Below are 15,878 nucleotides of genomic sequence, written 5' to 3'. Positions count from 1 at the left end.
TAGGAAAATATATTCATGAGTTTATCATCAGTAAGTATACGAAGACCCGTTCTGGCAATAGTTATGTCTATTACCATTGTTTTATTTGGTGTTATTGGATTTACCTACCTGGGCATACGTGAATATCCCAGTATTGACCCGCCGATAATAAATGTATCAACCGGATATGCGGGCGCAAACGCAGACGTTATAGAATCTCAGATTACTGAACCGCTCGAAGAACAGATTAATGGTATAGCCGGAATTCGATCACTCACCTCAACTAGTCGTGACGGAAGAAGTAATATTACAGTTGAGTTTGATGTGTCGGTTGATATGGAAGCCGCCGCAAATGATGTTAGAGACCGTGTCTCACGCGCTCAAAGAAATCTTCCCCCCGATGTTGATCCGCCAACTGTTTCAAAAGCAGATGCCGATGCTGTGCCGATAGTTTTCTTAAACGTACAAAGCAATAAAAAAAATCTACTTGAACTTTCAGATATTGGGCAAAATATTTTTAAGGAAAGATTGCAGACAATACCGGGCGTAAGTCAGGTTGCTATATGGGGTGAAAGACGATATTCGATGCGTCTGTGGATGGATCCGGCTAAATTAGCGGCTTACAGTGTAACCCCTCTAGATATACGAAATGCCCTCAACAGAGAAAACATTGAACTTCCTTCTGGGAGAATTGAAGGAAACAATACTGAATTAACAGTTCGAACTTTAGGCAGATTAACTACCGTAGAAGAATTTAATAATCTTATAATTAGAGAATCATCCGGAATAATTGTGCGATTTAGAGATGTGGGAACTGCTGAATTGTACCCCGAAAATGATCGATCAATTCTAAGACGAGACGGCATTCCAATGATTGGTATTGTGCTCATTCCACAACCCGGTGCTAATTTTATTCAAATAGCAGATGAATTTTATAAAAGAATTGAACAGATCAAAAAAGATTTACCTGAAGATGTTCAATTGGGAATTGGTTTTGATGTTACAAAGTATATTCGATCCTCAATTAAGGAAGTTCAGGAAACAATTCTGCTGGCATTTGCTCTCGTTATACTTATAATATTTCTTTTCTTACGCGATTGGAGAACAACATTAATTCCAATTATTGCTATTCCTGTATCATTAATCGGTACATTTTTTATAATGTATATTGCCGACTTCTCAATCAATGTACTTACATTACTTGGAATTGTATTGGCGATAGGGATAGTAGTGGATGACGCAATTGTGGTAATGGAAAATATTTATAAAAAAGTTGAAGCCGGGATGGCTCCGGTGGAAGCTAGCACAAAAGGAGCTTCTGAAATCTTTTTTGCGGTAATTTCCACTACTATTGCTCTCGCTGCGGTCTTTCTACCTATAATGTTTTTAGAGGGAATTACAGGGCAATTATTTGTTGAGTTTGGAGTTGTGATTGCCGGTTCAGTTATTATCTCTTCATTTGTGGCTCTTACATTAACACCAATGCTCAGTTCAAAAATTTTAAAGACTAAAGAAAAACATAGCTGGTTCTATTATAAAACCGAGCCATTCTTTTCCGGACTTGAAACTCAATATCAAAGAGCTCTAAATGCATTTATGGGAAAACGATGGCTTGCCTTTGTTATTATGGGTGCATCACTTCTATTTGCTTTTATTTTTGGATCCCAGCTTCAATCGGAATTAGCTCCGATTGAAGATAGAGGCGATATTAGAGTACAATCTACAATGCCTGAAGGGACTTCATTTGAGTTGATGGATAGATATTTATTGAATATGTCAGACATTCTGAAAAATGCTGTTAAAGAAACAGAATCGATGATAGCCGTAACAGCAGGAGGCGGTGGGGGAGGTTCTTCAAATAGTGGATTTGTTCGACTAATTTTAGTAGAGGTTGAGAAACGAACCCGATCACAGCAGGAGATTGCTGAGCAGGTTACCGGAATTACAAGAAAATTAAATGATGCCAGATCATTTGTTGTGCAGAGCCAATCAATTTCTACAAGACGAGGCGGACTTCCGGTTCAATATGTAATTCAAGCACCAGATATCGAAAGATTGAGAACCGCCGTTCCAAAATTTTTAGAGGAAGCTCAATTCGATCCCACTTTCGCAAATGTTGATATAAATCTAAAATTCAATAAACCTGAAATAGTCGTAGAAATTAATAGAACTAAAGCTAGAGAGTTAGGTGTATCTGCACTTGATATTTCTCAGACTCTTCAACTGGCATTCAGCGGACAGCGATTCGGGTTTTTTGTAATGAATGGAAAACAATATCAGGTTATTGGACAGGTAACACGGGAAAACAGAAATAAACCTATTGATCTTACGACCTTATTTGTTCGAAATACAAGAGGACAATTAATACAAATTGATAACCTCGTAACTCTTACCGAAAGAAGCAGTCCTCCTCAATTGTTTCGCTTCAACAGATATGCAAGCGCAACAGTATCTGCAAGTTTAGCCCCCGGCAAAACTATTGGCGATGGAATTAAAGCTATGGATAGAATTGCCGATAAGGTGCTGGATGATTCATATTCTACAACGCTTGAGGGAGCATCAAAGGATTTTGTGGAAAGTTCATCCAGTTTACTTTTCACTTTTGCATTGGCTTTGATACTGATTTATCTAACACTTGCAGCTCAATTTGAAAGTTTCCGCGATCCATTCATTATAATGTTCACTGTTCCTCTTGCTATTGCGGGTGCCATTATTTCACTTTGGTACTTTAATCAAACCCTCAATATTTTTAGTCAAATTGGGCAAATAATGTTAATCGGGCTGGTTACTAAAAACGGAATATTAATTGTAGAGTTCGCGAATCAGAAAAAAGCCCAAGGCTTATCTGTTATAGAAGCTGTAAAAGAAGCCGCAAGTTTGCGACTTCGTCCAATATTAATGACTAGCTTATCAACCATTCTTGGAACACTCCCGATAGCTCTGGCACTCGGTGCAGGTTCTGAAAGTCGTGTTTCAATGGGTATTGCGGTTATTGGCGGTTTAATTTTTTCTACCTCTTTAACATTATTTGTTATACCGGCTATCTACTCCTATTTTTCTGAAAAAACTAAGACTGTTAGTAATGTTGTTGCTGAAGAGAAAGAGAATGATTCAATTAATGTTGATGAAGGAGGAGTTGTTTCTGTTAAATAGAATTTAGTATAGGATTATATTTAAGAAACCCGATTTTGTCTCTAAAATTTTAGGGAGAGAATCGGGCTTTTTTATATATTTCCATCCAATATCTATTTCCCTTATTAATAATTACAATCAATTATCATGGAGCAATAATGGCTGACACTCCTACTAAAACTAACATTTTCAAATCCTTCTCAAAGAACTTTTGGACAGTAATAACAATGGAGTTTTTTGAACGGGGCTCATATTATGGAATGATGAGTATTCTATCGGTTTATATGGTTGATCAATTAAATTTTACCAAAGAGAGTGTGGGAGTAATTAAAAGCACAATTCAACCTCTTTTGTATATTCTTCCAATTCTATCTGGGGCTATTGGCGATAGATACGGCTATCGCAAAACGCTAACATTCGCGTTTATATTTTTAGGGCTCGGCTATTTTTTAACAAGTCAAACTACAGAATACGCAATGGTGTTTGCGAGTCTTATTATTATGGCCTTTGGAGCGGGCGCCTTTAAACCAATGATTTCCGGAACTATAGCTCGTGAGACAAATGAAAAAAACAGCACTGTTGGATTTGGAATTTTTTACTGGTCAATAAATCTTGGCGCATTTTTATTCCCATTAATCTTGGTCCCTTATATTAAAAATACTTTTGGGTGGGAATATGTAATGCTGGCTTCAGCTATTGGAACAGCATCGATGCTAATACCCAATTATTTTATTTATAAAGAACCAAAACGACCTGAGAGTACAAAAAAACTTTCCGAGGTATTAAATGGAATGGTTATGGTTCTTACTGATTTTAGATTTATTGGGCTTATTGTAATATACTCCGGTTTCTGGATTCTATATTTCCAAATGTTTGATTCGGTATTGTGGTATGTTCAATCATATGTTGATGCTACTTCACTCAACAATGCCGTGAATGGACTATTCGCCTTTTTTGGAATTAATCTGGGTTGGAAATTTGATGTTGAGCATGTTACCGTTATTAATGCCGGTACAATAATCTTGCTGCAAATTGTCGTTTCAAGTATTGTGAAAAATACAAAGGCACTTCCTACAATGATAACCGGAATTGCAATGGGAACAGCCGGAATGGCAATACTTGCTATCTCTTCTAATATATGGATATTTATGATTGGTATTATGATTTTTTCTATTGGTGAGATGACAGCCCACCCTAAATTCATTAGTTATGTTGGTTTGATTGCTCCCGAAGACAAAAAAGCGCTTTACCTTGGTTACTCATTTTTGTACGGTGTGATAGGTAGCGGAGTGGGAGGAATATTGGGTGCAAGTCTTTATGTTCATTTTGTTGATAATTTAAATAACCCTTCATTACTCTGGATAATTTTTAGTTGTATTGGATTGGCCACAATGATTGGTTTATTGCTATTTAATAAATTTCTTGCTCCGAAAAATTTGGATGTTTAGTAATGAAGTTGAATAAAATCTATTTACTTATCGGCATATTATTTTTTACTTCAGCTATAATTAATGCGCAGGTAGAAAATGTGCCTATAGATCATCAAGTATATAATTTTTTAAAGGAAATGAAAGTAAAAGGGGTTATCAATTCAATACATGACGATAATCCCTCTATGTCGGCTGAGGAAGTTCTAACTAAATTAAAATTGATTAATGAAAAGAGTAAAGAACTTAGTTCAACCGAATCGGCAATTCTGAAGAAGTATATTGATGAATTTAATATTTATAATCAAAATAAATTAAATACCTTTGAGTTATTTGGAAGCGGTGAACAATATTCAAATTCATTTTCAGAATTCTGGAGTGAGAAAAAAAAATATTCAATTATATACAAAGACAGCGCGCTAACTTTCTTCTTTAATATTTTAGGTAATATAAAATATGGACATCGATTTAGTCCATCTGCAACGGACGCTGAAATGTATGATATTGGAATAAGATTTAAAGGTACCCTGTTAAATAAATTCGGATATAGTCTTTCGGTTCAAAAAGGGGGGGTAAGCGGTTCAGAATCATTCGCTACCAAGATTGATCCGCGCCTTCTCTACAATTTTAAATTTGTTGAAGCGGTTGAGAATATCGGTAATTACGATTTCGCCGAGGGATATTTGAAATATCAAACTCAGCCGGTTGAAAATATGAATATCGATTTTCAGATTGGGCGCGAAAAAACTAAAATGGGTTATGGCTATGGATCAAAATTAATATTAAGCGGAGATCACGCTCTTCTCGATTTTGTTCGGTTTAATTTTAACTATGGCGTATTTAGTTTTACTTCAATGCATGCCTCAACTGTGGGTAGATTTATCTGGGAGCGAGAACAAAATTATACAAAACAAATTGCCATAAACCGATTTAAACTTAATTTTGAGGATGTACTTGAGTTTGGACTCGGTGAATCAATTATATATTCCGGCAGAGGTATCGATCTTGCATATCTAAATCCATTTATTTTCTACAAGTTTGTTGAGATGTCGTTGCAGGATAGAGATAATGGCGCGGTGTGGCTTGATCTGCAAACACACGCATTTAATAATTTGGAGTTTCAGTTCACTTTCTTTTTGGATGAAAATATATTATCTCATCTCGAAGAACTAAATTTATTTACAAATAAAACAGCATATCAAATCGGAGCATTCTGGTATTCCCCGCTCGGTGTTGATGATTTATCGTTGATAACAGAATACACCAGAATTCGACCCTACGTTTATGCCCATTACAATTTCAGAAATACTTATACATCGTGGGATCAGGTTCTTGGTCATAGAATTGGCCCGAACGCCGATGAAATTTTAGTGAAGGCAAATTATAATTATAACGAAAAGATGACGCTATATGGAGAATTCCGTGCAATTCGTTCGGGCGAGAACATTTATACACCAGATGGAAATTTACATTATAATGCCGGTGGTGATCCTTTTGTAATTCACAGAGATGGAATTGAAGCTCGATATATAGATTTCTTATCCGGGGAGAGAATTAATCATCAAATGATTTCTGCTGGCATCCGTTTCGAACCAATAAGAGATTTTATTTTCGATTTTAATTACCAGTATATTCGTGAAAATAAAATTACACGAGAATTAAAAAATAAAAATTCCCTCTTCACAGTAAAATTGTCATTTGAAATGTAAGATCTGGTCATTACTCAAATTCAGTAACAACTTCCTCAAAATTTTTTCGCTGGATGTTAGGTACGGTTGTATCCTGGGTTGGAAATCCTGCTACCAGTAATAAAAAGGGTTTCTCGTTCTTTGGTCGTTTAAGAATTGTGTTTAAAAAATTCATTGGGCTTGGAGTATGTGTTAAAGTAGCTATTCCGGCATTATGCAAAGCAGTAATTAAAATTCCACATGCAATTCCAACCGATTCCTTCGTATAGTAATATTTTTTCTTTTCACCCGTATCACTTATCTCATATTTCTTTTCAAAGATTGCAATTAGATAAGGAGCCGTTTCTAAAAATGGTTTTGAATAATCAGTTCCAAGAGGAGTTAATGCATCAAGCCATTCCTTAGGCGCCCGGCTATTATAAAACTCATATTCTTCTTTTTCAGCCGCAATTCTTATCTGTTTCTTTATTTCATTGTTTGAAATTATTACAAAATGCCATGGCTGCTGATTTGCACCGCTGGGTGAGTTGAGTGCGGCTTGAATGCAATTACGAATAATTTCTTTTGGAATTGTCTTTTCGGAAAAATTTCGAACAGTGCGTCTTCTTTTCATTAATGACGCGAACTCTTCTGAGAGAGTTTTCATTTCGTTAATTTCTTTTGTTTGGTAATTAAGAGGGATTTCGTTCCGGGAATTCATGCCGAATTTATTGGCTGCTCTTGATTAATGTAAAATAGAATGTAGTTCCAACATCAAGTGTACTTTCAACTCTGATTTGACCGCTATTTTTTTCAACAAACTCTTTACACAGGATTAATCCAAGCCCGGTACCGGCTTCATTCTCGGTGCCGAAAGAAGATTGAGTCATATCTATTCTAAATAACTTTTGCCGGGTTTCTTCATTCATTCCAATTCCATTGTCTGCTACTGAAACTTCAATTACATCCTCAATTCGTTTGCTGCCTATTTTAATTGTTCCGTTTCGCTTTGTAAACTTAATAGCATTTGAAATCAAATTACGAATTATTGTATTGAGCATATCTTCATCAGCAAAAACAAAGGTATCATCAGGTATCTTGCTCTCTAGTTTAATTTCTTTTCTTTCAGCAATGGCAGAAACTAAATCTAAGTTTTCACGAACAATATTTTGAAGATTGAGTGAAGTTGGATGGAAATCAATTCTCCCGGTTTGCGATCTGGACCATTGGAGCAGGTTTTGAAGAAGGTTATGTGATACTTCGGCTGCTTTTTTCATTTCTGTGAGATAGTAAATTTTTTCGTCGTCACTCATCTCAGTAAAATCACTTATCAACACATCAGAGAATCCAAGTATTGTTATGAATGGATTGCGAAGATCATGCGCAATAATTGAGAAAAATTTGTCTTTTGTTGAATTTAGCACCTCTAGCTCATCGGCAAATTTTTTAATTTCGATCGATTTTTTTTCGCGTTCAATAACTTGTGAAATCTGATCGCATACAAAAGAAAGAAGCTGCATTTCATCCTGCCCATAAGCTTTTTCATTCTCATAATCTTGAACAACTAATACGCCAATAACTTTGCCACTTACTTTTAAAGGAATACCCAGCCATATTGCTTGCGGGGCACCAATCAGATCAACCTCTCCGCTTCTTCGCAATTCCAGATCTTTATGAGCGTCAACTAGAGTTGGCTCTCCTACTCTAATTACATACTCAGTAAGACCTCTTCCCATTTGTTTTGTTTTTTGAGGGGGATCGATTTCATCAACGAAATAGGGGAATGATAACTCCTGCTTCTGATCATTATATAGAGCAATATAAAAATTTTTAGCAGGCATTAAATTAGAAATTGAGTTATGAATTTTCTTAAAGAATAACCCATAATCTTGAACAGAGAGAGCGGCTTCAGAAATTTTATAAATCACATTATTTATTCTTTCTCTCTTTTTCTTCTCGGTAATATCGCGCATTGTTGCATGTACTGTTATTTTCCCGCCGATAGTCATCGGGTTAAGAGAAATCTCAAAATCGAGCAAAGATCCGTCGCTTGCAACATGTTTCCATTCAAACCATTGCGGAATTCCTTTAAGAGTGTTTTCTATTTTATTTTTAGATGCCTCAGCAGAGAGAGTGCCATCTGGCTGAAATTCCGGTGAAATATCGGCTGGAGTTTTACCTACCAGCTCATCATGAGTAAATTTTAATTTCTCGCAAATTGCTTGGTTACAGTCAATAATTACCTCGGTCATTATAAACATTCCGTCGGGCGAATTTTCGAAAATAGAACGGTAAACTTTTTCACTCTCAAAAATTTTATCGTTGAGCAACTTTTTCTCGGTAATGTCGCGGGTAATACCAAATGTGCCAATTATTTTCCCGGCTCTACTATATAAAGGCATTTTTGAGGTAGATACCCAGGTAATTCTTCCGTCGTGCCAGGTTTCTTTTTCCTCAATACCAATTTTGGGAATACCGGTTCGAATTATTTCCTGTTCATCATTATATGCCTGTGTAGCATGTTCAATCCCAAACATATCAAAATCTGTTTTGCCAATTACATCATTTGGATCGTTAAAACCATGTTTAACAGCCATAGTTTTATTTACCTTGAGAAACCGGCTCTGTAAATCCTTAAAGTAAATTGTATCTGCGGTGTTTTCGAGCAGAGTATAAAATAGTGTCTGCTCTTTTGCAAGTTTTTCAGATACTTGCTTCTGCTCGGTTAAATTTTCGACAATTGAAATGAACTGAAATTTCTCGTTTGTAGATGACTTTATTTTAATTATTGTGAGCTTACCATAAACAACTTTTTCATCTTTTGTGAAATATCTTTTTTCAATGGTGTATCTATCTCTTTTTCCCTCAAGTATTTCATTAAATAGCGTTTGATCGGTTTTGAAGTCTTTAGGATGGCTGATGTCGGCAATATTTAGTTCGCTTAATTCATCTTGGGTATAACCGAGCATCTTTTGCAATGCTAAATTGGAAAACTGAATTTTTCGCGATGAGTTAATAAGAGCAATTCCAAAACTCGCATTATCTGAAATCAGCTCAAATATACATTTAAACATTGTCTCATCTTTAAGGGAGGAAAGGTTTTCAATTTCCTTCTTAAGGAGCTGATTCTGCTTTTCTAACTCGTCAATATTTTTTTCAGTGCTCATTTATTTTATCTAATGTTAAAAACATCATCTACACTATGAAAATATAGTAAAATAAATTCATAAGTAAAGAATGTAAAAGGCATCAGCAATTATAACTCATTTAATTTTATTTCGCTTAAGAATTATAATTTCTTTTATAATAATCGTGTTATTTGTTATTATTTTTAGGGGCAATCGTACAGCATTTTTTAGATTGAGTTGAATCTCGATTTTGATTAAATCTTAATTAATTAGCTCTCAGTAATTTGGATTAATTTATGAAAAATTCATTTATAACAGTTCTTCTTTCTCTTTTCTTATTTTGCCTCGGATGCAGTGAAAACATTCAAGAAAAGGGGAGTAAAAAATATTTAGCCGAGATTAATAATTGGCATTCTAAACGCACCGAGAATCTTAAAAAGGAAAACGGGTGGTTGAATCTTGTTGGTCTTTTTTGGCTAGAACAGGGAGAAAATACTTTTGGAACTAATGCTAAAAACAAGATGATTTTCCCCGCCGATCGGGGTTCTGATTTTATGGGAAAATTAATTCTTCTGGATTCGATTGTTACACTTGAACCTAATGAAAATGTAGATATAAAGGTTAATGGGAAGAATGCTGAACAGATGATATTAAAAGATGATATGAGCGGCTCTCCCGATATTATGGAGTTTGGGTCCCTTAAATGGTTTATCATTAAAAGGGGAGAAAAAATTGGAGTACGGTTGAGAGATTTGAATGCCCCATTACTCGCCCAATTTAAAGGGATTGAAAGATTTCCCATAAATTCGGATTGGAGAATTGAAGCCGAGTTTATTCCTTATAACCCTCCTAAAAAACTTTTAATTCCAACAGTTATTGGAACTATTGAAGAGGAGCTATCACCTGGGGCAGTTAAATTTGTGAAAGATGGAAAAGACTACAAATTTGATTTACAAGATGCCGGTAAACAATATTTTGCGGTATTCGCCGATTTAACTAGTGGTAAAGAAACTTATGGCGGTGGTAGATTTTTGTATATCGACAAACCGGATTCGACAGGAAAATTCTTTGTGGATTTTAATAAGACTTACAATCCCCCATGTGTATTTACGAAATATGCAACTTGTCCTTTGCCCACAAAAGATAATTATTTGAAATTGGAGATAACGGCAGGAGAAAAAAATTTTGGAGAAGGGCATTAATAAAATTGAGAGGCTGACTAAGTAAAGGTCAACCTCTCAATTAAAGATTTTATTCAACAATAAAAATATGAGAAGTGCCACCTTCAATATTTAATCTGTGTGAAGGGCTGATATTATAGTTAATCCCACTATCAACATTTGTGAGCTTTTTGCTGCCAGCGAGTACATTTTTATAATTGCTCAAATCTAAATCCTTACTTTCTTCATTATCATTAATAATTACCATTACCTTCTGATTATGTAAAACTCTGAAATAAACATAAAAGTTGTTGACAGGAGGGAAATGAATCAGCTTTCCATCAGTTAAAGCCGGCAATTTTTTTCTTGTTGAAATTAATTTTTTGATATGATTAAATATTTCATTTTCATTATCTGATCTTCCCAAAGGTTCAAAAGCATTTCTCTTGTCACCTGGAAATCCTCCCGGGAATGGTACTCTTAATTCACCATGATCGTCAGTTCCAACCAATCCAATTTCAGAACCATAAAACAGTTGGGGAATTCCTCTTGTAGTTAGTAAAATAGAATAAACATTTTTGGCTTTCATCAGATTTCCTTTAGCGTAAAACATTACTCTCGCTACATCATGGTTATCTGCAAACGTTACAAGATTGTTGGGATCTTTATATAAATAATCCTTGGAGAGTAATTCAAAAAAATGAAACAAATTATCCCTACCCTGTAAGTAACGAACAAAGACATCTCTCAAACCAAAATCGGTTAAAGAGGGAATATTCGTATTAATAGTGCGGGGTAAAAAAGTATCTTTTTGATAACCGGCTAAAAATGCGGGATCACCCGTCCATACCTCACCAACAATGTTCGTTGTTGGAAATTCATTCAAAACTGTCTTTGCCCATTTCGACATAAATTTTTGATTGTTGTAGGGATGAGTATCTTCTCTAATTCCATCAAGGTTGGCATACTCCATCCACCAAATTGTGTTTTGAATAATATAATTTGCAACAAAAGGATTTTCTTGATTCAAATCGGGCATTGTGCTAACAAACCATCCCCGCTCAACATGTTTGATTGTTGAACTGTCAGCGTACAAATCGGTAAAAATCATTTTGTTGTGATTGGCGTTCAAATGATTTTCTTTCGTTCCGTTAGTCCAATTTTTTGTAGGAGGATTTTTCATCCAGATGTGATCATCGCTAAAATGATTTGCCACATGATCTAAAATTACTTTTATATCACGCTTGTGAGCTTCCGAAACAAATTTTTTATAAAGTTCATTACTTCCCAATCGTGGATCAATTTTATAGAAATCGGTAGCGGCATAACCATGATACGATCTAAATGTGTTGTTCTCCACTAACGGGGTTGGCCATATCGCGGTAATACCCAAATCATGTAAGTAATCAATATGATTAATTAAGCCTTGTATGTCACCCCCGGCTCTCGCTTGGTTTGGTGTTTTGCTTAAATAATCGGAATAACCGGGGATGGAATCGTTAGTTGTATCTCCATTCGAAAATCGGTCAGCCATAACTAAATAAATAACATCTTTTGGGGAGAAGCCTTGAAATCTTTTCTCTTTAGTTTCTCTTTTAAGAATAGGGAAATTGATTGTCACACTTTGTTTATCTTTTTTCAGGACCAAGTTGTAATTTTTAGGTGAAGCATTTTTTCGAATCGATATATCAATTAACAAATATGATGGATTATCAGTCTTATATACTTTATCGACTTTCAAGGATGATTCTTTAAATGATGCCGATATACCATCCAAATTTTCACCATAAATCATAAGTTGAATTTTATTCAACTTCATTCCGCTCCACCAATTTGGGGGCTCAATTTTAGATACCGAGATTGTTTGTGCTTTTAGCAAGTTTCCAATAATTAATAAACTCAAAAAGAAATTTTTCATTATAAATCCTTTTTAAAATAATGGACTATTTATATCCACCGAAAAATTGTTGTTACCAAAATAATTTAGTTTCCATGTAAAATCGATACGGACCGGAAATATTGCCTGTCCTACACTAAACCCAAGTTCATAGAATGGATGTTTGTATTCAACAAATTGATGGGGCATAATATTTTTACTCTTTTCTGAAATTTGAGTAATGGCAGCTCCAAAGTGTACTCCAAAATTAAGCTGAAGTTTTCTAAATATCTCTAAATTTAACCAGCTAATTGGCAGGTCGCGTAACGATTGCTCCAAATTAATTGAAAGAACTCTATCACCATATACATCACCGGGCCGAAGTGTTCTATATATGAAATCTTGAGATGCAGATTCTGTACTTGCCGGTAATGAGTACATCATCTGAAAAGGTACTGGCCCGTTAGAATAAACACCTCTTAAAATAATATTTAGAGGATTTGATTCTATTGTTCGAAAGAAACTATTAATTGTAAAACGGTATAACTGAAAATCTAAACTGCTTTTTAGTAAAGAAGAATTGCTGATAATTGCATCCCCCGAAAAAATAGCATAAGCATCACCAAATGAGGAACGTCTTCTAAATTCACCATCTTCAATAAAATTTCTGAAATCGAGTCTCAAACTTGTGGTAAAAGCATTAATTCTGGTTTCGAATATATTTTTGTTTGGATTGTATGTTTTATGCTTGTTAAGAAATGAAAAATTTGAATTGTTCACCGCATTCTTATCTGTTCTATTTAATAACCCGAAACCAAGAAATAATACTTCAGATACTTCTCCAAAATATTTAATATTAAATCCCCGTGAATAATAATAATCACGTTCATCATACTTGCCAATCCAGCTTGTTAAAGTAGAAGTAAGCTTGCTGAACGCGACAGATTCATTGAATAAATCATTTAATGAGTTTTCAGCGGAAAATGAAATTGAATGGGTTCTGTATTCTCCCAATAAATATTGCGCTGCGATTCGAGATTTAAATTTTTTATCACTAAACCCATAACCTAAATCTAAATTTCCAGATAATCTTTTTTCTAACGCACGGGTTAAATTAACTCCAAAATTTACTCCGTGCCCCTCAACTCTATTGAATGAGTAAATCCTTAATGGACCGAATACAGAAAAGTAATCATTCAGTCGCCACGAAAAAGAAAGAAGGGAGAAATTATCTGCCATTGATCGTGGGACGGCTTCCAAACTATCGATACGTTTATAGGAAAACAATTCTTCCATTGAATTAGGAATTGTTTGAGTTGTTTTCCAGTAAGTAGAATCTTTTTTATCAGCATCGGGCATTACTTTTATCACAAGTCTGCCAAAAATATTATCATCAAGATTGGGATTAATTTGATAATCATAGAAAATGGAATTAAGCTCAAACCCGAATTTTGCCAATCCGAGAAAATTTCCTTCAACAAAAATTCGGTAATCAATCGGCATTGGAATATTGTGATCGTAACTGGAAAATTGTTGAAGAATATTAATCTTATTAAACAATCTGCCTGGATTAGCTGCATCCGTGAGGTGCAAATCCAGTTTTACAAGAGTAAATGAAGAATCAGCAATAAATACTTTTCCCCAAAAACCGGCATCCGAAGGATTAATTGGCTCGAATGATATCTGAAAAATGTTGCGATTATCAATTGCTAGAGTATCTTCAATAATATAATAGTAAAAATCGAGTGCGTCATCGGCAATAGGACTTAATAATGGTCTATCGAAAAATTGAATATCATCGGTATAAAAATTTTGAAGTAAGCGTCCGCCTGTTAATATATTTATGCTCGATGGCGTATTAGCCGTTTGTTTCCGCGCAATAATTTCATCTTTATATTGGTTAGGTTTTTTAAAATAACCTCTGCTCTCGTTTTCAATTATCCCCGTAATTTTAAGCGCTCCTGTATCCCTCGTCCCAATTGAAATTGAAGCTGAACCACCTGAAGATCTAAAATCTTGCGTTGTTTTAACTAATCCTTTTGTGAATGCGTTGAATACATATGATTCCAATTTCTCATTTCTTTCATGTTTCGAGATGATGGCTCGTCTTATTATCTCGAGTGCGGGATTTATGCCAGGTAAAACAGTTACTTCTGATAGCCTAATACTTATTTGTTCAAGAGCAAAATCTTTTGAAACATTTGAATTTAGATTTACCGAAAGAGTATCCGACTTATAACCCAATACCGAAGCAATAATTTTATAGTTACCTTGATCAAGCCGAAGCTCAAATGCTCCCTCAATGCTTGCTGCGGTTCCCAAAGTTGATTTATCAATTCTTATATTGGCAAAGCTCAATGGCTGGGAAGTGCCCGCATCGGTAACTTTCCCTTTTATAATATACTTTTGCGCATATGTGGCGTTAATTATGAGAAGGAGAAAAATTGAAATAAAAAATTTCATAAATAATCCTTATTTACGACTTAATTATAATAATCATATGTGAGTAATAAAAGTGATTTGGGTAGTTAATAAAAATGGATTTCAAACTTTTTTAACTCGACTGATGTTTCGACGAAATAAAACCGAGAAAGTGATATGAAAGTTGCAATAACCGGTGCCACCGGACTAATAGGGAAAAAAATTGTTAAAAAATTAGTTGATAGGGGAGACCAAGTACTTGTTCTTACTAGATCTGTTGAAAAAACTAAAGGTCTTTTCTCCGCAAATGTAGATCTTGTTGAATGGGATATAAAGTCAAAAGACCTTCAAACAAAGTTAGAGGGAGTTGATGCGATAATTCATCTGGCGGGGGAAAATGTTATGGGGAAAAGATGGAACGATGAACACAAAAATAAAATATTGGAGAGCCGGATTATAGGAACCCGATCTATTGTTGATGCGATTTACAAAATGGAAAATCGTCCAAAGGTATTAGTTGGAGCTTCAGCTGTAGGTTATTATGGCAATAGTGAAATTCAAGTTGATGAATTATCAAACGTTGGAACCGGTTTTCTCGCTGATGTAGTGAAGGCATGGGAAAATGAAACTGTAAAAGTTGAAATGCTAAATGTGCGTAGAGTTAATGTACGAATTGGAATTGTACTTGATAAAAATGAAGGAGCACTCGCTAAATTATTAACACCTTTTCGTTTGTTTGTAGGAGGGGCACTGGGTTCCGGTAATCAATGGTTCCCATGGGTTCATGTTGAGGATGTAGTAGATTTGTTTTTATTCTCTTTGGATAATAATATTAATGGAGTTGTTAATGCTGTATCGCCGGATATTGTAAGGATGAATGAATTCTGTAAAGTACTGGGAAAAATGATGAAGCGTCCCTCATATTTCAATGTACCGGAGTTTGTTCTGAAATTAGTAATTGGTGAGGCGGCTGAAGTAATATTAACCGGAGCAAATGTTTCTCCAAAACGTACAATTGAATTGGGATATAAGTTTATCTATCCAAATTTAAAATCTGCATTAAAGGAAATATTAGAATAAAACAGATT

9 protein-coding genes are annotated in these 15,878 nt (G+C 34.9%); 5 read left to right on the top strand and 4 right to left on the bottom strand.

Features of this window, described 5'->3' with window-relative positions:
* Positions 1 to 15 precede the first annotated feature (15 nt).
* The 3 genes from KF816_14840 (at position 16) to KF816_14830 (ending at position 6,247) form a co-directional block, all read left to right on the top strand.
* Positions 16 to 3,132: an efflux RND transporter permease subunit gene (locus KF816_14840; protein MBX3009295.1), complete on the top strand. Its 3,117-nt coding sequence runs from the start codon at positions 16 to 18 to the stop codon at positions 3,130 to 3,132.
* A gap of 137 nt (positions 3,133 to 3,269) precedes the next feature.
* Entirely contained in the window at positions 3,270 to 4,559 is a 1,290-nt protein-coding gene (locus tag KF816_14835) for an MFS transporter (GenBank protein MBX3009294.1), read from the top strand.
* Positions 4,560 to 4,561: 2 nt separating this feature from the next.
* Positions 4,562 to 6,247 carry a hypothetical protein gene (locus KF816_14830; protein MBX3009293.1) on the top strand — a complete coding sequence of 562 codons (1,686 nt, stop codon included), beginning with the start codon at positions 4,562 to 4,564 and terminating at the stop codon, positions 6,245 to 6,247.
* Between the two features lie 10 nt (positions 6,248 to 6,257).
* On the opposite strand, the gene KF816_14825 is transcribed toward KF816_14830, so the two are convergent.
* Together KF816_14825 and KF816_14820 are read right to left on the bottom strand one after the other, a co-directional pair.
* Positions 6,258 to 6,926 carry a nitroreductase family protein gene (locus KF816_14825; protein ID MBX3009292.1) on the bottom strand — a complete coding sequence of 223 codons (669 nt, stop codon included), beginning with the start codon at positions 6,924 to 6,926 and terminating at the stop codon, positions 6,258 to 6,260.
* A gap of 7 nt (positions 6,927 to 6,933) precedes the next feature.
* The gene (locus KF816_14820) at positions 6,934 to 9,372 is read right to left on the bottom strand and encodes a PAS domain S-box protein (GenBank protein MBX3009291.1); all 2,439 of its coding nucleotides are present in this window, start codon (positions 9,370 to 9,372) and stop codon (positions 6,934 to 6,936) included.
* A 257-nt stretch (positions 9,373 to 9,629) separates the two neighbouring features.
* Here KF816_14820 and KF816_14815 point away from each other — a divergent pair, with 257 nt between their 5' ends.
* Positions 9,630 to 10,535: a DUF1684 domain-containing protein gene (locus tag KF816_14815; protein ID MBX3009290.1), complete on the top strand. Its 906-nt coding sequence runs from the start codon at positions 9,630 to 9,632 to the stop codon at positions 10,533 to 10,535.
* Positions 10,536 to 10,584: 49 nt separating this feature from the next.
* Here the strand turns inward: KF816_14815 and KF816_14810 are convergent, their stop codons facing one another.
* Positions 10,585 to 12,411: a cyclomaltodextrinase N-terminal domain-containing protein gene (locus KF816_14810; protein MBX3009289.1), complete on the bottom strand. Its 1,827-nt coding sequence runs from the start codon at positions 12,409 to 12,411 to the stop codon at positions 10,585 to 10,587.
* Between the two features lie 12 nt (positions 12,412 to 12,423).
* Positions 12,424 to 14,832, bottom strand: coding sequence for a carboxypeptidase-like regulatory domain-containing protein (locus KF816_14805; protein MBX3009288.1), 2,409 nt, complete (start codon positions 14,830 to 14,832; stop codon positions 12,424 to 12,426).
* 135 nt (positions 14,833 to 14,967) lie between these two features.
* Here KF816_14805 and KF816_14800 point away from each other — a divergent pair, with 135 nt between their 5' ends.
* Positions 14,968 to 15,870 carry a TIGR01777 family oxidoreductase gene (locus tag KF816_14800; protein ID MBX3009287.1) on the top strand — a complete coding sequence of 301 codons (903 nt, stop codon included), beginning with the start codon at positions 14,968 to 14,970 and terminating at the stop codon, positions 15,868 to 15,870.
* Positions 15,871 to 15,878: the final 8 nt, after the last annotated feature.

Source organism: Melioribacteraceae bacterium, assembly GCA_019638015.1.
Lineage (GTDB): Bacteria > Bacteroidota > Ignavibacteria > Ignavibacteriales > Melioribacteraceae > JAHBUP01.
This window is presented reverse-complemented; position numbering and strand designations above follow the sequence as displayed.

Coding starts and splice junctions, on each gene's coding strand:
- KF816_14840 (MBX3009295.1), top strand. CDS start 16: ATGAGTTTATCATCAGTAAGTATACGAAGACCCGTTCTGGCAATAGTT.
- KF816_14835 (MBX3009294.1), top strand. CDS start 3,270: ATGGCTGACACTCCTACTAAAACTAACATTTTCAAATCCTTCTCAAAG.
- KF816_14830 (MBX3009293.1), top strand. CDS start 4,562: ATGAAGTTGAATAAAATCTATTTACTTATCGGCATATTATTTTTTACT.
- KF816_14825 (MBX3009292.1), bottom strand. CDS start 6,926: ATGAATTCCCGGAACGAAATCCCTCTTAATTACCAAACAAAAGAAATT.
- KF816_14820 (MBX3009291.1), bottom strand. CDS start 9,372: ATGAGCACTGAAAAAAATATTGACGAGTTAGAAAAGCAGAATCAGCTC.
- KF816_14815 (MBX3009290.1), top strand. CDS start 9,630: ATGAAAAATTCATTTATAACAGTTCTTCTTTCTCTTTTCTTATTTTGC.
- KF816_14810 (MBX3009289.1), bottom strand. CDS start 12,411: ATGAAAAATTTCTTTTTGAGTTTATTAATTATTGGAAACTTGCTAAAA.
- KF816_14805 (MBX3009288.1), bottom strand. CDS start 14,832: ATGAAATTTTTTATTTCAATTTTTCTCCTTCTCATAATTAACGCCACA.
- KF816_14800 (MBX3009287.1), top strand. CDS start 14,968: ATGAAAGTTGCAATAACCGGTGCCACCGGACTAATAGGGAAAAAAATT.